Annotated in this window: 24 protein-coding genes and 1 pseudogene; 13 read left to right on the top strand and 12 right to left on the bottom strand. The window is 42.8% G+C overall.

The window, feature by feature from the left end:
- The first annotated feature begins 13 nt into the window (after window positions 1–13).
- Window positions 14–1,504 (top strand): SIR2 family protein, encoded by a 1,491-nt coding sequence (locus tag bslm_RS19780; protein ID WP_046381468.1) that lies wholly within the window; start codon window positions 14–16, stop codon window positions 1,502–1,504.
- Between the two features lie 283 nt (window positions 1,505–1,787).
- On the opposite strand, the gene fbp is transcribed toward bslm_RS19780, so the two are convergent.
- On the bottom strand, window positions 1,788–3,713 hold the full coding sequence (fbp, locus tag bslm_RS19775; protein WP_046381467.1) for a fructose-1,6-bisphosphatase: 1,926 nt from the start codon (window positions 3,711–3,713) through the stop codon (window positions 1,788–1,790).
- A 480-nt stretch (window positions 3,714–4,193) separates the two neighbouring features.
- Here fbp and bslm_RS19770 point away from each other — a divergent pair, with 480 nt between their 5' ends.
- Complete coding sequence (locus bslm_RS19770; protein WP_014481448.1) at window positions 4,194–4,823, top strand: ATP-binding cassette domain-containing protein; 630 nt, start codon at window positions 4,194–4,196, stop codon at window positions 4,821–4,823.
- A gap of 20 nt (window positions 4,824–4,843) precedes the next feature.
- Window positions 4,844–5,566 (top strand): peptide ABC transporter permease, encoded by a 723-nt coding sequence (locus bslm_RS19765; protein ID WP_014478516.1) that lies wholly within the window; start codon window positions 4,844–4,846, stop codon window positions 5,564–5,566.
- Window positions 5,567–5,656: 90 nt separating this feature from the next.
- Here bslm_RS19765 and bslm_RS19760 read toward each other — a convergent pair whose 3' ends face one another.
- Window positions 5,657–6,367 (bottom strand): GntR family transcriptional regulator, encoded by a 711-nt coding sequence (locus bslm_RS19760; protein ID WP_040081205.1) that lies wholly within the window; start codon window positions 6,365–6,367, stop codon window positions 5,657–5,659.
- 156 nt (window positions 6,368–6,523) lie between these two features.
- On the opposite strand from bslm_RS19760, the pseudogene bslm_RS21900 reads away from it, so the two are divergent.
- From bslm_RS21900 to bglA, 3 genes and pseudogenes are all read left to right on the top strand, one after another.
- Window positions 6,524–6,685 (top strand): annotated as a pseudogene (locus bslm_RS21900) (PTS transporter subunit EIIB); the annotation flags it as partial.
- A 28-nt stretch (window positions 6,686–6,713) separates the two neighbouring features.
- Window positions 6,714–6,929, top strand: coding sequence for a PTS glucose transporter subunit IIA (locus bslm_RS21895; RefSeq protein ID WP_394336118.1), 216 nt, complete (start codon window positions 6,714–6,716; stop codon window positions 6,927–6,929).
- Window positions 6,930–6,942: 13 nt separating this feature from the next.
- The gene (gene bglA, locus bslm_RS19750) at window positions 6,943–8,382 is read left to right on the top strand and encodes a 6-phospho-beta-glucosidase BglA (protein ID WP_046381465.1); all 1,440 of its coding nucleotides are present in this window, start codon (window positions 6,943–6,945) and stop codon (window positions 8,380–8,382) included.
- 109 nt (window positions 8,383–8,491) lie between these two features.
- Here the strand turns inward: bglA and ahpF are convergent, their stop codons facing one another.
- The 6 genes from ahpF to gntR form a co-directional block, all read right to left on the bottom strand.
- On the bottom strand, window positions 8,492–10,021 hold the full coding sequence (gene ahpF, locus bslm_RS19745; protein ID WP_003226996.1) for an alkyl hydroperoxide reductase subunit F: 1,530 nt from the start codon (window positions 10,019–10,021) through the stop codon (window positions 8,492–8,494).
- 13 nt (window positions 10,022–10,034) lie between these two features.
- Window positions 10,035–10,598 carry an alkyl hydroperoxide reductase subunit C gene (gene ahpC, locus bslm_RS19740; protein ID WP_003243686.1) on the bottom strand — a complete coding sequence of 188 codons (564 nt, stop codon included), beginning with the start codon at window positions 10,596–10,598 and terminating at the stop codon, window positions 10,035–10,037.
- Window positions 10,599–11,063: 465 nt separating this feature from the next.
- Window positions 11,064–12,470, bottom strand: a complete 1,407-nt coding sequence (gene gnd / locus bslm_RS19735; protein WP_019712613.1) for a decarboxylating NADP(+)-dependent phosphogluconate dehydrogenase — start codon at window positions 12,468–12,470, stop codon at window positions 11,064–11,066.
- Between the two features lie 22 nt (window positions 12,471–12,492).
- The gene (gene gntP / locus bslm_RS19730) at window positions 12,493–13,839 is read right to left on the bottom strand and encodes a gluconate permease GntP (RefSeq protein WP_019712612.1); all 1,347 of its coding nucleotides are present in this window, start codon (window positions 13,837–13,839) and stop codon (window positions 12,493–12,495) included.
- A 28-nt stretch (window positions 13,840–13,867) separates the two neighbouring features.
- A complete protein-coding gene (gntK, locus tag bslm_RS19725; RefSeq protein WP_019712611.1) occupies window positions 13,868–15,409 on the bottom strand; it encodes a gluconokinase in 1,542 nt (513 codons plus the stop codon).
- Window positions 15,402–16,133, bottom strand: a complete 732-nt coding sequence (gene gntR / locus bslm_RS19720) for a gluconate operon transcriptional repressor GntR (RefSeq protein ID WP_014478509.1) — start codon at window positions 16,131–16,133, stop codon at window positions 15,402–15,404. Before gntR ends, gntK begins: the two co-directional genes overlap by 8 nt.
- Before the next feature lie 195 nt (window positions 16,134–16,328).
- Here gntR and bslm_RS19715 point away from each other — a divergent pair, with 195 nt between their 5' ends.
- Both bslm_RS19715 and bslm_RS19710 read left to right on the top strand, forming a co-directional pair.
- On the top strand, window positions 16,329–17,477 hold the full coding sequence (locus bslm_RS19715) for a glycerate kinase (RefSeq protein WP_046381464.1): 1,149 nt from the start codon (window positions 16,329–16,331) through the stop codon (window positions 17,475–17,477).
- A gap of 92 nt (window positions 17,478–17,569) precedes the next feature.
- Window positions 17,570–18,601: a polysaccharide pyruvyl transferase family protein gene (locus bslm_RS19710; RefSeq protein ID WP_021481049.1), complete on the top strand. Its 1,032-nt coding sequence runs from the start codon at window positions 17,570–17,572 to the stop codon at window positions 18,599–18,601.
- Window positions 18,602–18,640: 39 nt separating this feature from the next.
- Here the strand turns inward: bslm_RS19710 and bslm_RS19705 are convergent, their stop codons facing one another.
- Both bslm_RS19705 and bslm_RS19700 read right to left on the bottom strand, forming a co-directional pair.
- A complete protein-coding gene (locus bslm_RS19705; protein WP_014478506.1) occupies window positions 18,641–19,333 on the bottom strand; it encodes an LrgB family protein in 693 nt (230 codons plus the stop codon).
- Window positions 19,303–19,707: a CidA/LrgA family holin-like protein gene (locus bslm_RS19700; protein WP_009968420.1), complete on the bottom strand. Its 405-nt coding sequence runs from the start codon at window positions 19,705–19,707 to the stop codon at window positions 19,303–19,305. The genes bslm_RS19705 and bslm_RS19700 overlap by 31 nt, the downstream gene beginning before the upstream one ends.
- A 226-nt stretch (window positions 19,708–19,933) precedes the next feature.
- Here bslm_RS19700 and bslm_RS19695 point away from each other — a divergent pair, with 226 nt between their 5' ends.
- A complete protein-coding gene (locus tag bslm_RS19695) occupies window positions 19,934–20,365 on the top strand; it encodes a MarR family winged helix-turn-helix transcriptional regulator (RefSeq protein ID WP_003243994.1) in 432 nt (143 codons plus the stop codon).
- Between the two features lie 56 nt (window positions 20,366–20,421).
- On the opposite strand, the gene bslm_RS19690 is transcribed toward bslm_RS19695, so the two are convergent.
- A complete protein-coding gene (locus tag bslm_RS19690; protein ID WP_046381463.1) occupies window positions 20,422–21,492 on the bottom strand; it encodes an SDR family oxidoreductase in 1,071 nt (356 codons plus the stop codon).
- A gap of 130 nt (window positions 21,493–21,622) precedes the next feature.
- On the opposite strand from bslm_RS19690, the gene yxaF reads away from it, so the two are divergent.
- From yxaF to bslm_RS19675, 3 genes are all read left to right on the top strand, one after another.
- Entirely contained in the window at window positions 21,623–22,198 is a 576-nt protein-coding gene (gene yxaF, locus bslm_RS19685; RefSeq protein WP_029318568.1) for a transcriptional regulator YxaF, read from the top strand.
- Between the two features lie 93 nt (window positions 22,199–22,291).
- The gene (qdoI, locus tag bslm_RS19680) at window positions 22,292–23,305 is read left to right on the top strand and encodes a quercetin 2,3-dioxygenase (protein ID WP_046161060.1); all 1,014 of its coding nucleotides are present in this window, start codon (window positions 22,292–22,294) and stop codon (window positions 23,303–23,305) included.
- 107 nt (window positions 23,306–23,412) lie between these two features.
- Entirely contained in the window at window positions 23,413–24,621 is a 1,209-nt protein-coding gene (locus tag bslm_RS19675) for a DUF418 domain-containing protein (protein WP_003244185.1), read from the top strand.
- Window positions 24,622–24,650: 29 nt separating this feature from the next.
- Here bslm_RS19675 and bslm_RS19670 read toward each other — a convergent pair whose 3' ends face one another.
- Window positions 24,651–25,106: an RDD family protein gene (locus bslm_RS19670; protein WP_003242940.1), complete on the bottom strand. Its 456-nt coding sequence runs from the start codon at window positions 25,104–25,106 to the stop codon at window positions 24,651–24,653.
- A 256-nt stretch (window positions 25,107–25,362) separates the two neighbouring features.
- Between bslm_RS19670 and bslm_RS19665 the strand changes: the two genes are divergently transcribed.
- Window positions 25,363–25,788 (top strand): DUF5391 family protein, encoded by a 426-nt coding sequence (locus tag bslm_RS19665; protein ID WP_003242533.1) that lies wholly within the window; start codon window positions 25,363–25,365, stop codon window positions 25,786–25,788.
- The last annotated feature ends 88 nt before the right edge of the window (window positions 25,789–25,876 follow it).

The following is a 25,876-nucleotide window of genomic DNA, read 5'->3' as shown; positions in this document are numbered from 1 at the left end:
GGGGTGTTGAATTTTGGAAATAGGCGAATTTGTAAATAATTTTAAAAACCATCCAATACTCTTTGTAGGAACGGGTATAAGCCTAAGATATTTAGAGAATTCATTTACATGGGATGGATTATTATCTTATATCTCTAACCAATTAAAAGGAAATGATGAGTTTTATTATGATTTAAAATATAAATACCAAGTTAACGGAGAATATGATTATCCAAAAATTGCAACAGATCTCGAGAGAGAATTTGATTTAATCTTGCAAACTGATAGAAATGGTAAGTTCAAAAAAATAAATGATAGGTTTTACGAAAATATTAAAAAGGGTGTAAACATTAGCCGTTTTAAATTGTTTATTACTGATCTCCTAAACAATTATTCTATAAAAGAAAGTAAACGAGAGGAAATGTTAGAATTACAAAAGGTTAGAAAAAATATTGGTTCAATAATTACAACTAATTATGATACTTTTATTGAAGATATATTCGAATTTAAACCACTTATAGGTAATGAAATTTTGCTAAGTAATCCTTATGGTTCAGCATATAAAATACATGGTTGTATTAATGAACCTGATAAGATTATTATAACTAACAACGATTATATAATTTTCAATGAAAAGTATGAGCTAATAAGGGCACAATTATTATCACTTTTTATTCATAGCCCGATAATTTTTTTAGGTTATAATTTAGGAGATAAAAATATCAAAAGCATCTTAAAAACAATATTTACTTATGTTGATGCTTCTTCAGAAATGGCCAAAAAAATTAGAAGTAATTTCTTGTTAGTAGAATATGAAGAAAACTCCTCTAATTTAGAAGTAGTTGAACATGATATTGATATTGAAGGAATGGCTACTATTAGAATCAACAAATTAAAAACTGATAACTATACTGAACTTTATAGACATTTAGAGAAACTAAGCTTACCTGTTTCTGCAATGGACATTAGAAAAGTTCAAAATGTAGTTAAGGAAATTTTTGCAGGAGGGGATATTAAGGTTAGTATAACAGAGGATATTGATAGCTTAAAAAATGGAGAAAAAGTATTAGCTATTGGATCCCTGAAAACTATTAAATATGAATATCATACTGCAGAAGAAATGATGATGAATTATTTTAAAATAATTGAGGAATCAAATCACCAATTGTTAAGATTAATTGAAAAACATAGAATACAAAGGAATCAATTTTTCCCTATATTTGGTTTTTTTAGAATTCAACAAGAAATTTCTAATTTCGAACGGCTAAAACAGATACAGCTAGCTAAAATTAAATCCTTAAAAGAATTGAATGATTTCGCTCCTAACCATCATAGTATTCAGAGTATATATGATGATCAAACTATTTCAAATTCTAATAAAATTTCAGCTATAGTCAAAGGGGTTCTTGCTAGAAGAATTGAAATTTCTGATTTGGAAACCTTCTTGAAAAGCTTTCAAAATAAAAAGGAAACAGATTATAAAAAACTATTGTGTGTATATGATTATGTAAAATATTATACATGAGTCAGCAGCTGAATTGACTCTATTATGAAGATCAAGTTATATTTACTTGGTAATTAAATATTCTTGATCAAAAATATAAGTAAAAAAAGACCAAGAAAAAAATCTTTTGGTCTTTTTCTATAGCAAAAAACTCACTTTTTTATAGCAGTTTCACCAACACCTCATCTATCCAATCGAACAACTCTTCCAAATTATAATCTCCGTCATGTCCCTGACCAAACAGTTTTTTTATTTTTTCTGCCTACCTTTACTGGAGCATATCATCATCGTGAAATCCTATCCCTCACTTCATATACCGATACTCCCGCAAACTCTCCAAAATAGCAACTTCCTGCAGCAGTTCCTCACCCACATTCGTTTCCTTCACTTTCTTCCGCTCGAGCTCTTTGTCCACTAATCGCTTCACCGTTAAGACATCGGTTCCGGTGCTTAGGACTTCTGCCTTGGAGTTGAAGTGTTTATGGGCGACGAGCTGCATGCCGTAGGAGTTGTATAGCAGCGTGTAGCCGGCGATGCCTGTTGTGGATTGGTAGGCTTTGGAGAAGCCGCCGTCGATGACGATCATTTTTCCGTTTGCTTTGATTGGGTCTTCTCCTTCGATTTCTTTTACGGGTGTATGGCCGTTGATGATATGGCCGTGATCTGGATTGAGGCCGAATTCTGCCAGGATGTTTCGGCAGGTTGCCTCGTCTTCTCGTAAATAATAATACGGGTTTTTCTTTTCTTTATGCGTTTCCTTCTCTTTAATGAAATACCGCTCAAATGTTGTCATGGCGCGTTTTCCAAAGAGAGAGGAGTACTCGCCTGTCCATAAATACCAGGCCATATCAGTCGCCAGATCATCGGTTTCTTCCGGGTGGGCAAAGGCTTCCCGCAAGAATCGTTCAAATACATCGAGCAGCTCACGGCCCGCATACGGTTTATCCTCAATCATCATCGTTTCCATATTGCCGTTTTCATCGACAGGAATACAGCCGTGAATCAACAGGTTGCCGTTATATTTTAAATAAAGGCTGCCTTTTTTCATCATAAAATTCATATGGCGGCCCAGCTTTTCGGAATGCTGGACAGAGAATAGCAGCTTGTCTATGACTTCTGCTTCTTCTTCTAATAGCTGATCTGGCTGCTCCGGATTAATCGTCGCAAAGCAGGTGTTTTCCAGTTGATATGTTTTACCGTTCAGCGTGATTTCATTTTTGTCATAATCTATTTTCTCTAATAACAGCCGCTCTTCCATATTAAAGTTCGGCCGTCTCTTGATAATCGGGCTCTCAAGCTTGAATTGGATCATCGCAATCGCCTGATGGATTTTTGTGATTTGCTTAATCTCATCCTCTGGCCTGTTGTCGTCTGCTTTTGGACGGAATGCTGGATTATCATCGTAATATTTTTCGGCCAGGTTCAGCAGCAGTCTCAGGTTGATGCCGTACACGTCTTCAATAATATCCAAGTTATCGTAGCGGGCACAGATGCGGATAATATTGGCCAAGCACACTTTGGACCCGGCATAGGCTCCGATCCAAAGGACATCGTGATTTCCCCACTGAATATCGACAGAATGATAGTTGATCAGTTCTTCCATAATCCTATCCGGCTGCGGGCCGCGGTCGTAAATATCGCCGACCACATGCAGATGGTCGACCACCAGCCGCTGAACGCTGTAAGCAAGGCCGGTGATCAGCTTATCGGCTTGGCCAAGCTCAATGATCTGATCAATGATTTCGGAGTAATATTGCTCCTTGTTGCCTGCTTGTTCTGTTTTGTATAGCAGCTCCTCCGTAATATAAGCAAACTGAGTAGGCAGTGCTTTGCGCAGTTTGGAGCGGGTATACTTGGAGGAGCAATATGAAACGAGCTTAATCATTCGGTTAATCGTTTCTTTATACCACTCGTTTAATGCTGCTTTCGCATCAAAGTCATGTTTGATTAACTTCAGTTTGTCTTCCGGATAATAGACCAGTGCTGCTAATTCATCGATTTCTCTATCGTAAATGACACCGCTGAAGATGTCGCGTATCTTCTCTTTGACTCGTCCTGAACCATTGCGCAGCACGTGCTGGAATGCCTGATACTCCCCGTGCAAATCACTGACAAAATGCTCGGTGCCTTTTGGCAGGTTCAATATCGCTTTCAAATTAATGATTTCTGTTACCACTTTTTCTTCACAATCGTATTTTTGTGCGAGTAGATCTAGGTACTTGCTTTCCAAAATCGTCCATCCCCTTTTTAGAATAAACCCCTATTTATGAGCATGTGCATGATAAGGTGAATTTAAAAGTATGACATTATTTTTAAACATTGGACCTTTATATGATAGTACCGCATAACTGCTTTTATAGACAATTGAAACGAGTGAAAGATTAAGGCAGCTAGAGCTGAAAAACCTTTCAGCAGAATCTACGGAGGAGGTTATTTAGTCAAGGGCTTAGGCTAAAAGGTTCAGTATCCTCCTTATTGTTGTTATCAATATGCATTGATATGGTATTGACGATCCATTTATTTAGCTTGTTGTCGGTTATCTTGTAAGGAATTGCCTTGAGGAAACTGCCGTTGTTGTACATTGAGTGTTATATATTGTAAACTAGAGTAAAAGATATCCAGATTAATCATCGAAAAACATTTCTTACAGTTCCAAACCGGAAACGAAAGAGGTACCTCGAAAATACAAATATTTCCTAGGAGTATGTATATGAATATAGCGAATTACACTTTAAAAGTGAAAGGCAAAACGTTACTTCAGGACACCGACTTGCATTTTTCGAGCGGGAAAATTAATCACGTTGTCGGAAAAAATGGAGTCGGTAAATCACAGCTTGCTAAAGACTTTTTGTTAAATAATAGCAAAAGAATCGGCAGAGATATTCGTCAAAATGTTTCTTTAATATCCAGCTCTTCGAATATACCTAATGATGTTTCTAAGGACTTTTTATTACACTTTTTGAGTAAAAAATTTGATGCAGAAATGATAGATAAAATCGCACATTTACTTAATCTGGATAATATTGATGGAAAAGTTCTGATCAAAAATTTGAGTGATGGACAAAAGCAAAAATTAAAATTGCTCAGTTTCTTATTAGAGGATAAAAATATTATTGTTTTAGATGAAATAACGAATTCATTAGACAAAAAAACGGTTATAGAGATTCATGGCTTCTTAAACAAGTATATTCAGGAGAACCCCGAGAAGATTATCATCAACATTACACATGATTTGTCTGATTTAAAGGCGATAGAAGGGGATTATTATATATTTAATCACCAAGAAATTCAACAATATCATTCAGTGGATAAATTAATTGAAGTGTATATAAATGAGTAATAAAACAGTGGGGGCTTGAGATGAAATTAGAGTTTAAAAAGAGTATTAGCAACAAAGTTATCATTATTTTAGGAGCAATGTTTGTATTTTTATTTTTGCTGGGTTATTTTTTACTTGTTGGAATTGATAAAGTCAGCAATGTTACACCTGAAATGTTTTTCTTTAGCTCCTATACTGTTGCGACCCAGTTTGGTTTGATGTTATTTTCATTTGTTATAGCTTTCTTTATTAATAGAGAGTATTCAAACAAAAATATTCTCTTTTACAAGTTAATTGGAGAGAACATCTATACTTTCTTTTATAAAAAGATAGCTGTTTTATTTTTGGAATGTTTTGCATTTATAACGCTAGGCCTGCTAATCATATCGTTGATGTACCATGATTTTTCGCATTTTGCATTATTACTTTTTTTATTTTCTGCAGTTATACTGCAGTATATTCTAATTATCGGAACTATAAGCATGTTATGTCCTAATATATTAATTAGTATAGGTGTCAGTATCGTTTATTGGATGACTTCTGTTATCTTAGTAGCTATAAGCAATAAAACGTTTGGTTTCATTGCTCCTTTTGAGGCAGGTAACACTATGTATCCCCGAATAGAAAGAGTGCTGCAATCTGATAACATGACACTTGGGAGTAATGATGTTTTATTTATTATTTTGTATTTAGTTTCAATTATTATCATAAATGCGATTATCCTTCGCTTTTCTAAAACTAGATGGATCAAAATGGGCATTTAATAAAGGAAGCTACTTCACAGTGAAGTAGCTTTTTTTGAACATAATATTTGGTGGAGAATTATTAAAAGAAATCCTATTAGATACCGAATTTCACAATAAAAAACTATTAGCCTGCACCACAAACTGCGACTGCTTATAATTATACGAAATCTTCGAGTAATCAAACGGCTGCCCATTTGTCAGGTGAAAAATACTTTCTATATACAGCTTCGGCAGTCCAGCCTCTAATCCCAAATATTCCGCTTCTTCCTCATTAAGCTGGCCCACGTGCAGAAACAAATCAGAAAAACCAATCTTCAACCCCAGTCCTTCCCGGATGTAATGGAAGATGGAGTGGGAAACGATTTCGTTGTTTAAATACGTCACGATGGATTTGTTGTAATAGGATTCTTCGTAGCAAAGGGTCTGGCCGTTGATGTAGCGGACCCTTTTGACATAGTAGATGTCTTCGTTTATTTCGATGTTCAGATTTTCCGCCGCTTCCGGTGTTGGCTTTCTCACGTCCAGTTCGATGACTTTTGAGGTGACGTTGAAATCCTCGAGGTCTTTTTTAAATCCCTGATTCGACAGAAGGCTGATATAGCCTTTTCGTTTATGTTTTCTGACGAAAATTCCGCTTCCTCTGACCTGAAAGATCGCGCCTTTTTGCTCTAGTAGCTCTAGGGACTTTGTGATGGTGCTTTTGCTGACTTCAAACTGGGCCATGAGGGTTTCTAGGACTGGCAGTTTGTCTCCCCGCTGAAGCTGGTGTTCTTCTATATATGTTTCAATTTCCGCTGCAATTTGCTGGTATTTTAACATACGCATTCCTCATTTATTCGTTTAGTTTCACTGCCAAAATTATAGCATAAACCGCTTACAATTATAGTTAGTGCGTAAATATTTTGTTTCGGCATTGATAAATTATACCGGTACAATTATAATGAAAGCGTAACCAAAACGAAGGGGTGGGTGAAAATGTCGGGGAAAGTGAGAGATTATACGAGACTAGCAAAAGACATTTTAGAGGCCGTAGGCGGGGGAGAGAATGTGATTGGGGCTTCTCGCTGCGCTACCAGACTTCGATTGGTGCTGAAGCGGTCTACCCCTAAAGCGAAGGATATCGTGAAATTGATGCCACCATCCCGGCGTCATTACGGTTGTCATGGTGGCGCCTACAAAGCTGCGTTCAGCGTCCGGCGTCGAATTGCTTGCGCACATCGGGCTGGATACGGTGACATTAGGCGGCACTCCTTTTTCCTTGAAGGTAAAAGAAGGCGATACCGTCAAAAAAGGCGAAGTGCTTGTTGAGTTTGATAAAGCTTTCATTGAAGAGATTGAGGAAAGTGCATTACATCAAAAAATATTTACAGTCGTAAGCTGAGGAGGAATTAAACATGGGAAACATGCCAAAGGATTTTTTATGGGGCGGTGCTTTAGCTGCCCACCAATTTGAAGGCGGATGGAATCAAGGCGGTAAAGGGCCGAGTGTCGTCGATGTGATGACAGCGGGTGCGCACGGCGTGCCGAGAAAAATCACGGACACGATTGAAGAAAACGAATTTTATCCAAACCATGAAGCCATTGATTTCTATCACAGATACAAGGAAGATATCGCTTTGTTTGCGGAAATGGGATTAAAATGCCTGCGGACGTCCATCGGCTGGAGCCGCATTTTTCCGAAAGGCGATGAGGCTGAACCGAACGAAGCGGGTTTGCAGTTTTATGATGATGTGTTTGATGAATTGCTGAAGCATGGGATCGAGCCGGTCATTACCCTGTCTCACTTTGAAATGCCGCTGCACCTGGCAAGAGAATATGGCGGCTTCAGAAACCGGAAAGTCGTGGACTTCTTCGTCAACTTTGCAGAGGCTTGCTTTACCCGTTACAAAGAGAAAGTGAAGTACTGGATGACATTTAACGAGATCAACAACCAAATGGATGTGAACAATCCGCTGTTCCTATGGACGAATTCAGGTGTTGTAGTTGGCGAAAACGAAAACGCCAAGGAAGTCATGTATCAAACGGCGCACCACGAATTAGTGGCGAGCGCATTAGCAGTGGCAAAAGGAAAAGACATCAATCCAGAGTTCCAGATCGGAGCTATGGTATCACACGTGCCGATTTATCCTTTCTCCTCCAATCCTAAAGATGTGATGCTGGCTGAAGAAGAAATGAGGCAGCGCTATTTCTTCCCTGATGTGCAGGTTCGCGGTTATTATCCAAGCTACGCGTTGAAGGAATTTGAACGCGAAGGCTACAACATCACATTCGAAGACGGCGATGATGAGATTTTAAGAAACGGAACCGTCGATTACTTAGGCTTCAGCTATTACATGTCAACAACTGTGAAAAGCGATGTGAAAAATGATAACACTGGCGATATTGTAAATGGCGGCTTGCCGAATGGTGTCGAAAATCCGTACATCACTTCGAGTGACTGGGGATGGGCGATTGATCCAACCGGGTTGAGATATACGTTAAATCGTTTTTATGACCGATACCAAATCCCGTTATTCATCGTTGAAAATGGCTTTGGCGCAGTGGATACGCTGGAGGAGGACGGCAAGGTTCATGATCCGGAACGCATTCAATATTTAAAATCGCATATTGAAGCATTGAAAAAAGCGGTCACGTACGATGGTGTTGATTTAATTGGCTACACGCCGTGGGGCATTATTGATATTGTCTCCTTCACAACTGGCGAAATGAAAAAACGCTACGGCATGATCTATGTTGATCGTGACAATGAAGGAAACGGATCCATGAAACGATATAAGAAAGACTCCTTTGAGTGGTATAAAAATGTCATTCAAACGAATGGTGAGGAACTATAAGAAGCGCTCGAATCGAGCACTTTTACCGTAGTGCCTGGTTCGGTTTTTTTCTGTAGAAAAAGAAAAATCCGCTATCCTGCCAATCTGGCAATATAGCGGATTTCTTATATTAGTTACGGATTAGGTAATCAAACGCGCCGAGGGCGGCAGTTGCACCTGATCCCATAGAAATAATAATTTGGTTGTACGCACTGTCTGTGCAGTCGCCGGCAGCAAATAAGCCTGGTACGCTTGTTGCGCCGTGTTTGTCGACAATAATTTCGCCCATGCGGTTGCGTTCAACCGTTCCTTCTAACCATTCTGTGTTTGGCACGAGACCGATTTGGACGAATACACCTTGAAGTTCAACGTGTTTTTCTTCGCCTGTTTCGCGGTCTACGTATGTGATGCCGTTAACGCTCTGATCGCCTGTGATTTCTTTTGTTTGTGCGTTTTTCACGACAGTAACGTTAGGCAGGCTGTAGAGACGTTTTTGCAGGACTTCGTCTGCTTTCAGTTCCGGTGCGAACTCTAGCACAGTAACATGATTGACAATACCTGCAAGGTCAATCGCTGCTTCAATACCAGAGTTTCCGCCGCCGATTACCGCTACGTCTTTGCCTTCAAACAATGGCCCATCACAGTGCGGGCAGTATGCGACACCTTTGTTTTTGAACTCTTGTTCACCTGGTACGTTGACATTGCGCCAGCGTGCACCTGTTGAAAGGATCACTGTTTTACTTTTCAGAACAGCGCCGTTTTCGAGTTCAAGTTCGAACAGATCTTTCTTCTCAAGGCGTTTCGCACGCTGAAGGTTCATGACATCAATATCATATTCCTTCACATGCTCTTCAAGACTTGCCGCAAGCTTCGGTCCTTCCGTCGCTTTGACGCTGATGAAGTTTTCGATGCTCATGGTGTCGAGAACCTGTCCGCCGAAGCGTTCAGCGACAACCCCAGTGCGGATGCCTTTACGTGCAGTGTAGATCGCTGCACTTGCACCAGCAGGTCCGCCTCCGACAACAAGAACGTCAAACGGCTCTTTGTCAGCAAACTCAGATGCATCTGCGCCGCTGCCCATTTTCGCAAGGATTTCTTCAAGCGTCATACGGCCGCTTCCGAAGGATTCGCCATTCAGGTAAACGGTCGGCACTGCCATGATGTTTTTGCTTTCAACTTCTGCTTTGTATGCTGCACCGTCAATCATCGTGTGCGTAATGTTCGGGTTCAGCACGCTCATCATGTTTAAAGCTTGTACAACATCAGGACAGTTGTGGCATGTCAGGCTGATATAAGATTCGAAGTGGTATTCACCGCTGATCTTCTTCACCTGATCAATGACTTTTTGGTCCACCTTAGGCGGTCTGCCGCTCACTTGGAGCAGCGCCAACACTAATGATGTGAATTCGTGGCCCAGAGGGATACCGGCGAAAGTCACGCCAGTGTCTTCTCCGACACGATTGACACTGAAGCTTGGCGTTCTGTTTAATTCAGCTTTTTCAACTGAAATTTTCGATGACATGGAAGCCAGCTCATCAACGAGAGCCAGCATGTCCTTAGAAGTGTCATCTTCGCCTGCGCTAACTTTGAGAACAATGTCATTCTCAATTAGCTGCATATATTGATTTAATTGTGCTTTGATGTTTGCATCAAGTACCAATTGAATGCACTCCTTAGATTTTACCTACTAGATCAAGGCTAGGTGTAAGAGTTTCGCCGCCTTCTTCCCATTTAGCCGGGCAAACTTCACCTGGGTTTTGACGAACGTATTGAGCTGCTTTTACTTTGTTTACAAGGTTGCTTGCGTCACGGCCGATACCGCCTGCATTGATTTCAACAGTTTGGATAACGCCGTCTGGATCGATGATGAATGTTCCGCGGTCAGCAAGGCCAGTTTCTTCGTCAAGAACATCGAAGTTGCGAGAGATCGTTTGAGATGGGTCACCGATCATTGCGTAAGTGATTTTGCTGATTTTTTCAGAGCTGTCATGCCAGCCTTTGTGTACGAAGTGAGTATCTGTAGAAACAGAGTATACTTCAACACCTAATTCTTTAAGAGCAGCATATTGTTCTTGAAGATCTTCAAGCTCAGTTGGGCATACGAAAGAGAAATCTGCTGGGTAGAAGCAGAATACGCTCCATTGGCCTTTCAAATCTTCGTTTGTTACATCGATGAATTCACCGTTTTTGAATGCTTTTGCTTCGAATGGAAGTACTTCTTTACCGATTAAAGACATAATGTATATTCCTCCTAAAAATGTATTAGAAAGCATAATCGCTTTCAATAATAATTCTAATTATATATGAATTATTAATTAATATATATTTTTTGTCAAGCCATAACCTACTTTTTTTCATCTTACTAAAGGTGTGACAGGTAGGATTTATGCATTTCTTTTATAACAAATGAGAGGCTGATTCTCAATTAGACAAGGTTTTCAGGGACTTTTGTAAATCAGAATGACAGGCCGTTTTGGCATTTGAACATTTTATGACACCATGGTCAAGGGCAAAGGACAATGGCCAAAAGCAGAATAGAACGGAACAGCAAGCTGCTGTCACATGATGATCTTGGGGATTGTTTCTAGCTATTATTGTATCACTGTTTATGATATTTAAAACATAACTTATGTCTTCTGTTGTTTGGGATAGAAGAAAAAAACACGGTTCAGTTGAAAACTGACCGTGTTTTTGATGACAGGTTATTCAGACCAATTCGTATGGAAGACGCCGTCCATATCAGTCCGTTCGTACGTATGAGCGCCAAAGTAATCGCGCTGCGCCTGCAAGAGGTTCGCATTGGAACGCCCTGTGCGGTAGCCGTCGTAATAAGAGAGCGCGGTAGTTAAGCATGGGAAAGAGATTCCGGTGCTGATACCCTCGCAAACGACTTTTCGCAGGCCTGTTTGATAGTCGTGGAGCTTATCTGTGAAATAAGGCGCGATCATCAGGTTTGCCAGATTTGGCTGCTCACTGAATGCTTCGCTGATCACGTTTAGGAAATCAGCGCGGATGATGCAGCCGCCTCGGAAAATCAAGGCAATGTCTTTGAGCGGCAGATTCCAGCCGTAAAGCTCAGATGACATCTTATATTGGGCAAAGCCTTGTGCATAGGCGCATACTTTCCCCATGTAAAGAGCCTGTCTGACGTATTCAATCCAGGTGTCTTTATCCAAGTGTTTTTCTTCGGATTCCGGGCCTGCTAATACGTCTTGAGCTGCCATCCGTTCTTCTTTTAAGGATGACAAGTAGCGGGCGAACAAGGACTCTGTGATGATCGTGGACGGGATGCCGTTATCAATCGCCTGCATGCTCGTCCATTTTCCAGTGCCTTTTTGTCCGGTTTTATCAAGGATGACATCGATCAGAGGCTGTCCTGTTTTTTCGTCTTTTTTGCGTAAAATCTCAGCTGTAATCTCTATTAAATAGCTTTTCAGCTCACCTTGATTCCATGTTTCAAAAATAGATGCAATTTCATCTAGCGGCAGACGAAGCGTTTCTCTTAGAAACGTATACGCTTCTGCAATCAGCTGCATGTCTGCATATTCAATGCCGTTGTGCACCATTTTTGTAAAGTGCCCTGCCCCTTTTGGTCCGATATAGACACAACAAGGGGCATCTCCGACTTGAGCTGCGATTTTCGTCAGGATAGGAGCGGCTTTCTCATAGACGTCGCGATCTCCGCCCGGCATGATGGAAGGTCCTGTTAATGCGCCGATTTCACCGCCGGAAATGCCGACTCCCAGGTAGCCGATCCCTTTTTCCTTCAGCTCGTCATATCTTCTTTCTGTGTCTTCATAGTGGGAGTTTCCTCCGTCCATGATGACGTCGCCTTCTTCAAGCAAAGGCTTTAATGATTGGATGACGGAATCTACGGGTTTTCCCGCTGTGACCATCAAAAAGATTTTTCTTGGTTTTTCTAACGATTGAACAAAGTCCTCAAGCTCGTAATACGGGCTGAGAGATTGTCCATCCAGCTTTTGGATAAGCTGGTCCGTTAAATCTCTGGTGTAATTATAGACAGCGACGTTTTCGCCTTTATTTGCCATGTTTAAGGCGATGTTGCTTCCCATTACGCCTAAGCCTATGACACCAATCGTATTGAACATGTGTTACAGCTCCTTCTTAATTTCATACAACTAAACTTAACAATAAAATGAATCCCAGTCCAGCAACGGAAATAATGGTTTCCAGCAATGTCCATGTGGCAAATGTTTCTTTCATGCTTAATCCGAAGTATTCCTTGAACATCCAGAAGCCGGCGTCATTGACGTGTGAAGCGATGACACTTCCGGCTCCTGTTGCGAGTACGACTAACGCCAGGTTAACATCAGAATGGCCCAATAACGGAATGACCAGACCTGTTGTGCTTAGTGCGGCAACAGTCGCTGATCCTAGAGAAATGCGCAGGATCGCTGCGATGAGCCATGCCAGAATGATTGGCGATAATGCCGTTCCTTTGAATAAGTCTGCTACGTAATCGCCGACACCGCCGTTGATCAGCACTTGTTTGAAGGCGCCGCCTCCTCCGATGATCAAAAGCATCATGCCGATTTGTGAAATGGCAGTTGAACAAGAATCCATCACGGTTTTGACTGGAATATTGCGCTTGATGCCCATTGTATAGACTGCGACCAATAACGAAATAATCATAGCAGTCGATGCGTTTCCAATCAATCTGATAAAAGCTAAAACTCCGTTATCTTCAAACCCGATTGTTTCTTGAAGCAGGTCGATAATGGTCGCGACCGACATGATGATAATCGGGAGCATTGCAGTAAAGACACTGATTCCAAAGCCGGGTGTTTCTTCAAGGTTAAATGTTTTTTGTGTGCCGAGTGATGCAATATTGCCGTTTTTCGCAAATGATGCAGGAACGATTTTTTTCGCGAACTTTGTAAATAACGGCCCTGCAATGAGCACTGTCGGAACAGCAACGATAAAGCCGTACAGCAGCACTTCTCCAATGTTTGCGCCATACTCACCGGCGATCGCCGTAGGTCCCGGGTGCGGCGGCAGGAAACCGTGTGTGACGGATAGTGCCGCGACCATCGGGATTCCGAGAAATAAAATAGAAATCTTCAATTCTCTTGAAATCGCAAAGACAATCGGAATTAATAGAACCAGTCCTACTTCAAAAAATAACGCAATCCCAATAATAAATGAGGCAATGACAACGGCCCATTGAATATTTTTCTCACCGAATTTGTTGACGAGCGTCATCGCAATGCGCTGTGCGCCTCCTGAATCCGCGATCAGCTTGCCCAGCATCGCACCGAGTCCAAAGATGAGCGCGATGTGGCCAAGAGTTCCCCCTATTCCTGCTTCGATGGAGCTGACAACTTTATCGAACGGCATCCCGAGTGCCAGTGCCACGCCGAACGATACGACCAGCAGGGAAATAAATGTGTTTAATTTTAAGCCCATAATCAGAAATAGTAATGCTAAGATCCCAAGTGCAACGATGATTAACGGCATGGTAATGCCCTCCCCTTCATGTCATGTACTATTTGTGTGTGATTAAGCCCCTCTGATAATCTGCAATTTGTGTATATTGATTTTCTAATAATCTTGATAGATTGATGAAAATCGGCATTAATGTTCTGTATTCCTTGGCTGAGTCTTCAATCGGCGTATGTCTGTATGTGCTGCCGATCATGTCGGACACGGCGTCGAAAGAGTCAATTTTTCCTGTTGCATACAGGCCTAAAATGCAGGCGCCGAGACATGAGCTTTCGTAGCTTTCTGGAACGACAACCTCTGATTCGAAGATATCAGACATCATTTGGCGCCAAACCTCTGACCTTGCAAAACCCCCTGTCGCTTGGATGCGGGTTACCGGGCCATCCATGCATTCAGTTAACGCCAAGAACACCGTGTACAGGTTGTAAATGACGCCTTCCAATGCCGCGCGTATCATATGCTCTTTCTTATGCGACATGGTCAGGCCGAAAAATGAGCCGCGTACATCCGGATTCCACAACGGAGCGCGTTCTCCGGCGAGATATGGGTGGAACAGCAGACCGTCAGAACCGGGTCTGACGCGTTGGGCAATTTTCGTCAGCACGTCATATGGATCAATGCCCAGCCGTGTCGCTGTTTCGATTTCGGAGGAGGCAAACTCGTCTCTGATCCAGCGAAGGACGATGCCCCCATTGTTCACAGGTCCCCCAATAACCCAATGCTTGTCCGTCAAGGCATAGCAAAAAATTCTCCCTTTTTCATCGGTTTGCGGCTTGTCAATAATCGTCCGGATGGCACCGCTTGTACCGATGGTGACGGCGATTTCTCCCTTTTTAATGGCGTTGACGCCGAGGTTGGACAGCACGCCGTCGCTGGCCCCGATGACAAAAGGCGTTTCCGGATCGATTCCCATTTGGATCGCTATTTCCGGGCTGCAGTGCTGAAAGATCTCGGTTGTCGGCACGAGTTTGGATAAGTGATCCGGCGTGATGCCTGCGATGCGCAGTGCCTCTTCGTCCCAAGCCAAGCTTTTCAGGTTCATCATGCCTGTCGCTGATGCCAATGAGTAATCGATGACATACTCATTGAACAGCTGTTTAAAAATGTATTCTTTGATGCCGATATATTTTTTTGCCTTGGAAGCGATTTCTTTCCTTTCATTCGTGATCCAGGCAATTTTACTTAACGGTGCCATCGGATGAATCGGTGTTCCCGTACGTTTGTACACGTCATGTCCGTTCAATTCCTCTTTGATCTTATGCGCCCAGCCTTCACTTCGGTTGTCGGCCCATGTGATGCATGGCGTCAGCGGCTTGTCATTTTCGTCGATTGCAATGACGCTGTGCATGGCGCTGCTGAACGAAATGAAAGAGATCTGTTTTTCGGGATGCTGTTTTGTAATTCTCGCTGTTGTATGGATGACTGCCTGAAATATCTCTTCCGGGTTTTGTTCAGCTGTTGAGATGTCCGGTGTATAGAGGGGGTAGCCGATGCTTTCTTTCTGTACCACATCCCCGTTTTCACTGAACAGCACAGCTTTTGTGCTTGTCGTGCCGATATCGATTCCTAACATATAACTAGTCATTGCTGTATTCAGCTCCTTTTGCCAGCATTTGTTGTGAGAGCCATAGGTCTTCTACCTTATCCTGCACATCATCAAAGTTTTGGTGAAGAGACTGAATCATCAGCGCCCTATCCTTTGTTTTGATGGCTTGAATATAAAGCTCGTGGTTATCTAAAATCCTTGTGAAGTCTTCATACTTTTCCTTTAACCGTACCCGCATCGATAAAAGAATAAAGCTTTCCATGACGGGTTTTAGATTGTTCCAGATCATCTGAATGTATGAATGATCAATCGCTCGGATAATGGTTTCATGGAACAGCACATCTTGAAATGAAAATTCGTCAGCGTCCTCATATTTGATTGAGACTTTCATCATTTCAAGAATTTTGCTGAGATCCTTAACTAAAGGCTCAATGTCTATTTTGACAAGCCGTTCAAAGACAAATGTTTCTAATAGTAACCGCACATCATAAATTTCCGCGATTTTCTTCTCAGTTAAACCAATTACGACCGCTCCCATTCGTTCTAAGCGGATGATTTTTTCGGATGCGAGAATTTTTAGCGCTTCGCGAACCGGCGAACGGCTTACTGAAAACTCGGCGGCGATTGTATTTTCTGATAAAATGGTACCGCTTTCAATCAGGCCTGAAACGATCCGCATTCTCAGCTCGTATGCGACACGAACTCCGGTTGACGCTTTTGAGAGCCATTTTGCGGGATACAACAGGTCTTTGGAGTCTAGCATACACTCACCTTCCTCACTCAAGAAGTATACTTGTATACAAGTATGATAACGTGAATATTTCTTTTATGCAAACACTTTCATTTCTAATTTTTAATAAAATTTTTCCCAATCATTATGGTATTTATTTCTAAATGGAATATGGTACATTGGAGATAACTAGCATAAGTGAATCATGTTTTGAAAGAGGCGATTTGGATGAAAATCATCATTGCACCTGATTCTTTTAAGGAAAGCTTATCAGCTCTGGAGGCCGCAGACGCGATAGAAAGAGGTTTCAAGTCGGTCTTTCCGGGTGCTGATTACAGAAAATTGCCGGTGGCGGATGGCGGCGAGGGAACCGTTCAATCTCTGGTCGATGCGACCAACGGAAGGATCATAGAGCAAGTTGTCACAGGGCCGCTGGGGGAACCGGTGAGAGCTTTCTTTGGCATGATGGGAGATGGGAGAACAGCTGTGATTGAAATGGCTGCTGCTTCAGGGCTGCATCTGGTGCCTGTAGATAAGCAAAATCCGCTCATCACTACAACAAGGGGAACGGGAGAATTAATCGGGGCAGCTCTTGATGCAGGAGCGGAGCGTTTGATCATCGGAATCGGCGGAAGCGCCACGAACGACGGGGGAGCCGGGATGATTCAGGCATTGGGCGGAAGGCTTCTTGATAACTCAGGCAGCGAGATTGGCCCGGGGGGCGGCGCGTTATCTCAGCTTGCATCAATAGATGTGAGCGGGCTTGATTCCAGATTGCGGAATGTCAAACTGGAAGTTGCCTGTGACGTGGACAATCCGTTAACAGGACCAAAGGGTGCTACGGCTGTTTTCGGACCGCAAAAAGGCGCGACGGCCGACATGCTGGATGTACTAGAACAGAACGTAAGCCATTTCGCTGATATGGCAGAAAAAGAGCTCGGATCAACCTTCCGAGATACAGAGGGTGCCGGTGCAGCGGGCGGTCTTGGATGGAGCCTGCTGACTTATCTTCAGGCTGACCTGAAAAGAGGCATTGATATTGTCCTTGAAGCGGTTGATTTTGAAAGTATCGTTCAGGATGCAGATCTTGTGATTACCGGCGAGGGACGGATCGACAGCCAAACGGTTCATGGAAAAACGCCGATCGGCGTAGCCAAGGCGGCTAAATCATACGATGTGCCTGTCATCGGTATTGCGGGATCAGTATCACGTGACAGTGATGCCGTCTATCAACACGGAATCGATGCGCTTTTCAGCATCGTCCCCGGAGCCGTGCCGCTAGAAGATGCGTTTGAACATGCCGCGGAATATATGGAAAGAACGGCGCGGGACATTGCAGCGTCTATCAAATTGGCGAAAACGATGTTTCTGATATAGCCGATGCACATGCCAATGCATAGCCATCCTTCTTTTTGGGTAGAGACAGTTAACACACAATGAGGAATTCATCCCAGAAGGAGGACGCAGATATGACTGTACAAGAAATCAAAGGCAAAAAACTAGTAAAAGGCATTGCGCCAAATGTGGAGCCGGAAGCTCTGTTAAATGATAAACGAAAAGTATTTTTGTTTGGTTCCCCTAGTTACACAAATATTGGCGACCAAGCGATTGCGTATGCGGAAGAGAAATTTGTTAAAAATCATTTTCCGTATTATGAATACATTGAGATTATGGATTATGCGACGGATGAGGGCATTGAACTGGTGAAGGAGATCATTCGTGAAGACGATATTGTCTGCTTTACAGGCGGAGGGAACTTAGGAAACCTTTATCTCGATATTGAGGAAGACAGAAGAAAGGTCTTTTCGGCGTTTAAAGACTACAAATCAATTTCTCTGCCACAATCCGTTTATTTTGAGGATACAGAGGAAGGACAGAAGGAAAAGAAAAAAACACAGGATGCGTACCATCAAAATACAAATTTAACGATTGCTGCGCGTGAGACGCAAACACTGGATGTTGTGAAAGAGACCTTCAACTCCAATGTGATCTTTACACCGGACATGGTGCTTTCCTTGGATATTGTGCCTCGAGAGCTCGAGCGGGACGGCGTTCTCTTTATTTTAAGAGCGGATAAGGAGAAAGTGACTGACGAAGATTTTATTTCACAGATGAAGCAATGGGCAGAAAAAACAACTTACACAGAGCGTACCGATACGGTGCTGGATACGGTAGACACCATCGATTACGCTGATCGTGAAAAGCATTTTATGGAGATGCTGGACCGCATCGGCTCCAGTAAATTGGTGATTACCGACCGCCTTCACGCGATGATTTTCTCGATTATCACCAAAACACCTTGCCTTGTCTTTGGAAACAGCTATGGCAAAGCCAAACATTCATATCGGGATTGGCTTGAAAGCTTAAACTTCATTGAATATACGGATAAGAATGATGTTGAGGAGCTGGAGCGTATGATTGACCGCCTGCTTCAAGCAGAACCGAATGACGTTGATTTATCTAAGGACTTTCAGCCGCTGATTGATTTTTTTGCTTCTTAAACGAAAAAGACTGCCCTCCCCCGGGGCAGTCTTTCTTTGTTAAATATGAAACAGCCAGACGACGAGCGGGCCGAAGAATGAGCCGAGCACCGCACAAAGCGTCATGGAGACGGAACTCATGGATACGGCCAATTCCCCATATTCCAATGCTTTGGAGGTGCCCAGTGCATGGGAGGCGCTGCCTAATGCAATGCCTTGTCCAAGGGAGCTGCGTATGCGAAGCCATTTTAGGAAAAGCGGCCCGAGGATGACGCCTGAAAAGCCCGCAATCATGACAAATACGACTGTCATGGAAGGGACGCCGCCAAGACCGGCGGCGATCTGAATAGCGACAGGGGTTGTGATCGACTTTGGCAGAATGGATAATAAGAGATCATGATCAATCCCGAATGCTTCTGCGAAGATCAGCCCGCTGATCATTCCCATGCATAATCCGACCAGGACGCCGCCTAGAATTGGAACACAATGTTTGACAATAATATGCCATTGTTTATAAAGCGGATAGGCCAGTGCCACGACAGCCGGCCCAAGCAAAGAATTGATCCATTTCCCCCCGATCATATAGCCTTCATAGGAAACATGGAACATCATCAAAACCGCTACAATCAAAATGGTCGTTGTCAGAACGGGGATCAGAAATGGAAGCGGGAATCGCTTATAGAGTTTGACCATCGCTAAATAAGCGGCAACTGTTAAAAGAATTATAATGATCGCGATACATGCTTGCTGCATTTCTCTTTCTCCTCCCGTTTTTTTGCTTTTTTCTCTAATAGCTGGCTGGCGAATCCAGCCGCAATGATCGTGACGATGGTGCTCAGAACGACTGTAATCAGCAGCATCAGGCCATTGAATGAAATGAGAGACGGATAGTTTATCACTCCTGTCATTGCCGGGATGAACAACAATGGAAGGAAGGATAATAAAAACCCTGCTCCGTCTTCAATGATGGAGACGGGAACAATACGGAGGCCCAAGCAGATCAGAAGCAATACCAATCCAACGATGCTTCCTGACACGGGTAAATGAAACAGATGCTGAATGGCTTCCCCGATCATAAAAAATACATATAATATCAACACTTGCAAGATAATTCGTATGACTTTCACATCAAGTGCTGCTCTCCAATCAGAACAGCTTCCTCCTTTCTGGTGCTTGCTTCTAGGATGGTTCTGAGGAATCGCTTTACTTTCTTTTTATATGATTGTACTATACAAGTATAATGATTGATTTAGTCATATAACGACTTGTATTTATTCAGTTAATGTACATTTGTATTATACAAGTATATATGATGTTGTCAATGCCGGAGATTGGAATAGGGAGCGAGAGCGATTGCAAAATCAAAATCCAGTTGAATTAATTGAATATGAGCTGACGACTTTTATCAGGAGAGCTGTTTATCTGGATCAATCAGAGAAAAGAACAGGGAATTTGGAGAGATCTTCGTACTTATTACTGAGACAATTGGATGAGTTTGGGCCTGCTCGTGTTAAGGAATTGGCAGAATCGTTTAAGCTTGATATTTCTACTCTTTCAAGACAAGCAGCTGCATTAGAGGCAAAGGAGCTTATCTATCGTTTCTCAGACCCATCTGATGGGAGAGTCAGCCTGTTTACCATTACAAAACTCGGCAAACAACTATTAAAAGCCGATCAGCAAAAGCGCCTTGAACGTTATGAACAGATGCTGAAAGAATGGTCAACACAGGAAAAAGAGATGTTTGGCGAGCTGCTGCAGCGTATGAACAAGGCTTTTATCGATTAACAGCTGAAAAACCCATGGTTCGCTGGAACAGCATGGGTTTTTCTTATGGTCAGAGATTATCTGCATCGTTTGGCGGCAGCCCAAGCCACTAGTCCGGCAACAACAGCCGCCGATACAATTGGGCGCTTCGTCGCTTTTGTGTAGTAGCTTCTTGACCTCATCCATCCTTTATTTGTGCCTCTGTCATGCATACCGCAGCCAGCATCATAAAGAGCGCTTTCTTCTCTCGGATTGGACGGTCTTTCGGCATGCTGGCTGTGATACATGATTTTTTCCATCAGTCTGTCGGTCAGACGAGGAAAAAGCGCGCCCAGCATGGCGATGGCTTTGGCCTGTGAGCCGATGTACATGTCGCGCTTAGGGTGTTCGGCGGCAAACAGGATCGCTTCGGCGACCGCTTCCGGCGGATAGATCATGGAGCGGTAATGAGCCGGCTGTTTGTCGAGGTAGCTGTGCGCATGCTCGTTATATGGTGTGTCAATTCTGCCCGGGTGGATGAGCGTTACCGAGACGGGCGCCTGTTCCTTTTCAAGCTCCATTCGGATGCTTTCCGTCCAGCCGTGAAGCGCAAATTTGGCAGATGCATATGTGGATTGAATGACCGTTCCCCTGTCTCCGAACAGGCTTCCTACATTAATGAGTGCGCCCGGCACACCTCTGCCAGTGTAGTGTTTGACAGCAGCTCTTGTTCCGTAAACAGGTCCCCAGAAATTTGTGTCGAACATGCGCTTCATGTCTTCAACGGTGACGTCCATGGCATGTCCGAAAGTCGAGACGGCCGCATTGTTGACCCATGTGTCAAAGCGGCCGAATGTGCTGATCGCGGTTTCTGCGATGCGGTTGACGTCCTCTTCTTTTCCGACATCCGCCTTTACCCATATGGCGTCGTGCCCTTTTTCCTTAAGTTCATCAGTGAGCTCCTTCAGCGCCTCTTCATTTCGCGCTGCTGCCACGACCTTTGCGCCTTTTTCAGCTGCCATTCTCGCCGTGACAAGTCCGATTCCGCTTGAAGCGCCGGTAATGACGATCACCTGATCCTTGAGTTTTTTCAGTTTGATCTTCGTTTTCATGCCGGGGTTCTGTTGTTCAAGCTGCTCTGTATTCGTGACTGAATGATCGATTGTCATTGAGAGATCCCTCCTAGACGCTGTTTTTGTACATTACCCCATCCGGAAGGGTCTTACCCCTTTTGACAATCACAGGGTTCTTTTTTATATTATATAAGTCGCTCTACCATACCTAGGAGGGAATGTTTTAATGACTAGCAGAGGAGATTCACGTGAAAAAATCCTTCACACGGCGTCACGTCTGTTCCAGCTGCAAGGATATCACGCGACAGGTTTGAACCAGATTGTAAAAGAAAGCGGTGCTCCAAAAGGATCGCTTTATCACTTTTTTCCGAATGGCAAAGAAGAATTAGCAATTGAAGCGGTTACATATACAGGTAAGATCGTTGAACATCTGATACAGCAAAGCATGGATGAATCCTCTGATCCTGTTGAAGCGATTCAGCTTTTTATCAAAAAAACAGCCAGCCAATTTGATAACACAGAAAGCATTAAAGGTATTCCAGTCGGTTTGCTGGCGAGTGAGACAGCGTTAATCAGTGAACCGCTGCGGACGGTTTGCATGAAGGTGTTTAAAAGCTGGGAAGCGGTTTTTGCCAGAAAATTAATGGAAAACGGATTTGCAGATGAAGAAGCAAATCAGCTTGGAACGCTGATTAATTCGATGATTGAGGGCGGCATCATGCTTTCGTTAACGAATAAAGACAAAACGCCTCTTCTTCTCATTGCCGAACAAATACCAGTGCTGGTGAGAAAAAAAGGGTAGCATTTTGTTATCCTTTCTCCTACAATTATATAGAACGGTCTAGACAAATGAATGATAATATATAGACTGGTCTAAATTGGAGGAAATGATAATATGAAAACATTATGTACACATTCATTGCCTAAAGAAAAAATGCCTTATTTGCTCCGGAGCGGAGAAGGCGAGCGCTATCTGTTCGGCAGACAGGTTGCCACGGTGATGGCGAATGGGAGGAGCACAGGTGATTTGTTTGAGATCGTGCTTCTTTCCGGGGGAAAAGGAGATGCCTTTCCGCTTCACGTCCACAAGGACACACATGAAGGAATTCTCGTTTTGGACGGGAAACTGGAACTGACACTTGACGGTGAACGCTATTTATTAATATCAGGTGATTATGCGAACATTCCGGCGGGAACACCGCACAGCTACCGGATGCAGAGCCACAGAACAAGACTGGTATCTTACACGATGAAAGGAAACGTAGCGCACTTGTATTCCGTTATTGGGAATCCGTATGATCACGCTGAACATCCGCCGTACGCAATCAAAGAAGTCTCAAACGAGCGATTTGCAGAAGCAGCCGCTGTAGCGGACATTGTATTTCTAGATGAAGCAAAGCCTGCATGTTCGGCCAAATTAGCGGAACTTACAGAGCTGCCAGATGGAGCGGTTCCATACGTTCTTGAATCTGGAGAAGGAGATCGTCTGTTGACTGGAGATCAGCTTCACCGCATTGTGGCTGCACAAAAAAATACAGATGGCCAGTTTATCGTCGTATCATCTGAAGGCCCTAAAGGTGACCGAATCGTTGATCACTACCATGAATATCATACAGAAACATTTTATTGCCTTGAAGGCCAGATGACGATGTGGACAGATGGCCAGGAAATTCAGCTGAATCCGGGAGATTTCCTGCATGTCCCTGCAAATACCGTTCACTCCTATCGCCTTGATTCTCACTATACAAAGATGGTGGGCGTATTGGTTCCTGGTTTATTTGAACCGTTTTTCCGGACGTTAGGCGACCCGTATGAAGGCCACATCTTCCCATGTGAGCCTCAGGCTTTGCGCTTTGATCGCATTTTGCAGAATATCGAAGCATTAGATTTAAAGGTGATGAAACCATAAAGATGACAAGATTGTAAGGTTTTCATGCCGGCCTGACACCTAAATCGATGTTACCGCGCTTCATTTTTTCCTACCCTTAAGGTACAGAAAAAAGGAGCGTGATGGCTATGTCTTCATTACAGCCGACTTTAACAAATGAGCGGATCGGTGTGCTTGATGTGCTGAGAGGAATGGCGATTTTCGGCATCTTATTTGTCAATCTGGCACATTTCAGTTATCCGGATATGTATTTGTCTATGCTTGGAAAAGAGAATTTTTTCATGGATAAGTGGTCTGAAGCTGATTTTGCCGCCGCAGACATACTGAAATTCTTCATTCAAACAAAATGTATTTTATTGTTTTCCTTTTTATTTGGATTTGGCATGGTTGTCATGATGGAGAGAGCAGAAAACAAAGGGAAACGGTTTGTTCCGTTATATGTGAGAAGGTTAATGGCGCTTCTCTTGTTTGGAACGATTCATGCCTTTTTGATATGGGACGGGGATATTTTAACAGAATATGCCCTGCTCGGATTTGTCCTGCTCTTGTTTCGAAAAGCAAAGCCGAAAACACTGCTGATATGGGCGGTCTCTTTGTATCTTCTGTTTTCCATTCCGTTCATGTTGACAAGTTTTGATCAATCAAACGGACAGGAATGGGTACAAGCGGTAACACAGCAGGCAAAACAAGCGATTCATGTTTATGGAAGCGGCAGCCTGAAGGATATTGCAGAACAGCGGATCCACGACCGTCTTGTTTACATGTCTTCGAATGGCATGCTTACGTATAATCCGCTCAACTACTTCTTTGCATCCATTCCATATTTCAGCATGTTTTTGCTGGGAGCTGCGGCAGCAAAATCACGGTATTTGCATGAACCGGAAAAGCATCGCAAAGGATTAAAACGATTATGGATGGCTGGGCTTGTCATCGGCATCGGCGCCCAGGTGCTGTACAGTGTAACGGATAAAGAAATATGTTTGCTGATTGGCGCGCCTTTCCTCATGTTTTTCTATGTTACAACGGTTGTCTATCTTTATCATAAAACAAGAGTGAGAACAGTGCTGCAATCATTCTCCGCTGTTGGGAGGATGGCATTTACCAATTATTTGATGCAGTCTATTGTGTGTACTTGGATTTTTTATCATTACGGCTTGGGCCTGTATGGAAAAGTGTACCCTGCTGCCGGTGTGCTCATTACAATTGCTGTTTGTGCCGTTCAAATGGTCTTCAGCCACCTTTGGCTTCGTGTCTTTCGGATGGGGCCGTTTGAGTGGTTGTGGAGAAGCGCTACGTATCTGTCGTGGCAGCCTATTGCAAAGAAAACAAAAGTCTAGATGCCTATTGGCGTCTAGACTTTTTTCTATTATTTATACACGACACGTGTTTTGCAAATGATGTCATGCAGGCCTTTTTTCTCTCCAAAGGCGATCATGATAAACCCGATATAAAAGATGATTCCAGATAAGATATAGGCAAAGTAACGGCCAATTCCCTGTCCGACAGAAACCCGTTCACCTTGTTCATTGACCACTTTCAGGCCAAGAATTTTTTTGCCAAGTGTGCCTTGCATTTTAGAAGCTGTGAGCAGCCCGTAATATAACACGCTGATGACGATCATGATCAGCATAGTAGGCAAAAATGCAAGCGTCATGTATTTCACTAAATACTCTTCTTCCGTCATGTAAGGGTTTGTTGCCACAGCCCCAGCTACAAACACAGAATTGATAATAAATAGAATAATATAACTAGGAACAGATACAATAATGCCGTCAATAAAATAAGCTAAAAAACGAATCCAAAATCCTGCTGGTTTTTCCATGTATTTTTCTCTCTCCTCTGAATTAATCTGGAATAGTATACTTTGAAAAACATGTACGTGCAATATGGTATGGTGATAAAATCCTGATATTACAGAAAAATGAGTCTTTTATCCTTTGTTTTTTACTATATAAATATACTAGAAAGAAGCATAGCATTTGTGTATGTATTCTGGAATTTTTTAAAAATATAATGAATATAACATTCAACTTACTTATAATAAAAAAGGTTAATATTTCTATTAAAGGAGGAGTTTGATGTCAAAAAAAAATAGCGTGGCGATCATGACAACCATTTCTGCGTTTCTTTTTTGCGCCGTGATTGTGGCGGCTTCACTTTCGCCGCTGGCCGGAACGGGAGCGGCGGCCAATCAGTTTAATTCAGCTGGCATGTGGTCAGCTGTCGGTATGATCCTTGTCTTGTATTTCATTCCATTTCTCGTTTATATGCTCGGAGTCGATGCAATGAGGTATGTCATGGCGGTGCTTTGCGGCTTCGGGCTTTTGATTCATTTGTCTTCGGCCGGTTTTATCTTGATGTTTAGTTTCTTTAGTGACCATCTGCTTTCTGAGGTGATCTTTGTTTTGGGAGTTAGTCTCGCTGCGGCTGCTGTCAACGTCATTTGGTTTGTGGCTGCATTTCGATCGGGTGCTGAAAAAACGTCCGTGAATACTCTTACATAGTTTTCTAGTTTGTGATGTTTTTGTGAAATAGATTTATAAAATGGATGAATATGTTATGATGGTCACAAATTAGAAGTTACATATAATG

Origin of the sequence: Bacillus sp. LM 4-2 (assembly GCF_000978495.1) — a bacterium.
Classification (GTDB): domain Bacteria; phylum Bacillota; class Bacilli; order Bacillales; family Bacillaceae; genus Bacillus; species Bacillus subtilis.
This window is presented reverse-complemented; position numbering and strand designations above follow the sequence as displayed.

Excerpts from the sequence above, each read along its gene's own strand:
- bslm_RS19770 (WP_014481448.1), top strand. The coding sequence starts at position 4,194 with ATGAATATAGCGAATTACACTTTAAAAGTGAAAGGCAAAACGTTACTT.
- bslm_RS19765 (WP_014478516.1), top strand. The coding sequence starts at position 4,844 with ATGAAATTAGAGTTTAAAAAGAGTATTAGCAACAAAGTTATCATTATT.
- bslm_RS19760 (WP_040081205.1), bottom strand. The coding sequence starts at position 6,367 with ATGTTAAAATACCAGCAAATTGCAGCGGAAATTGAAACATATATAGAA.
- bglA (WP_046381465.1), top strand. The coding sequence starts at position 6,943 with ATGGGAAACATGCCAAAGGATTTTTTATGGGGCGGTGCTTTAGCTGCC.
- ahpC (WP_003243686.1), bottom strand. The coding sequence starts at position 10,598 with ATGTCTTTAATCGGTAAAGAAGTACTTCCATTCGAAGCAAAAGCATTC.
- gnd (WP_019712613.1), bottom strand. The coding sequence starts at position 12,470 with ATGTTCAATACGATTGGTGTCATAGGCTTAGGCGTAATGGGAAGCAAC.
- gntP (WP_019712612.1), bottom strand. The coding sequence starts at position 13,839 with ATGCCGTTAATCATCGTTGCACTTGGGATCTTAGCATTACTATTTCTG.
- gntK (WP_019712611.1), bottom strand. The coding sequence starts at position 15,409 with ATGACTAGTTATATGTTAGGAATCGATATCGGCACGACAAGCACAAAA.
- gntR (WP_014478509.1), bottom strand. The coding sequence starts at position 16,133 with ATGCTAGACTCCAAAGACCTGTTGTATCCCGCAAAATGGCTCTCAAAA.
- bslm_RS19715 (WP_046381464.1), top strand. The coding sequence starts at position 16,329 with ATGAAAATCATCATTGCACCTGATTCTTTTAAGGAAAGCTTATCAGCT.
- bslm_RS19710 (WP_021481049.1), top strand. The coding sequence starts at position 17,570 with ATGACTGTACAAGAAATCAAAGGCAAAAAACTAGTAAAAGGCATTGCG.
- bslm_RS19705 (WP_014478506.1), bottom strand. The coding sequence starts at position 19,333 with ATGCAGCAAGCATGTATCGCGATCATTATAATTCTTTTAACAGTTGCC.
- bslm_RS19690 (WP_046381463.1), bottom strand. The coding sequence starts at position 21,492 with ATGACAATCGATCATTCAGTCACGAATACAGAGCAGCTTGAACAACAG.
- yxaF (WP_029318568.1), top strand. The coding sequence starts at position 21,623 with ATGACTAGCAGAGGAGATTCACGTGAAAAAATCCTTCACACGGCGTCA.
- qdoI (WP_046161060.1), top strand. The coding sequence starts at position 22,292 with ATGAAAACATTATGTACACATTCATTGCCTAAAGAAAAAATGCCTTAT.
- bslm_RS19675 (WP_003244185.1), top strand. The coding sequence starts at position 23,413 with ATGTCTTCATTACAGCCGACTTTAACAAATGAGCGGATCGGTGTGCTT.
- bslm_RS19670 (WP_003242940.1), bottom strand. The coding sequence starts at position 25,106 with ATGGAAAAACCAGCAGGATTTTGGATTCGTTTTTTAGCTTATTTTATT.
- bslm_RS19665 (WP_003242533.1), top strand. The coding sequence starts at position 25,363 with ATGTCAAAAAAAAATAGCGTGGCGATCATGACAACCATTTCTGCGTTT.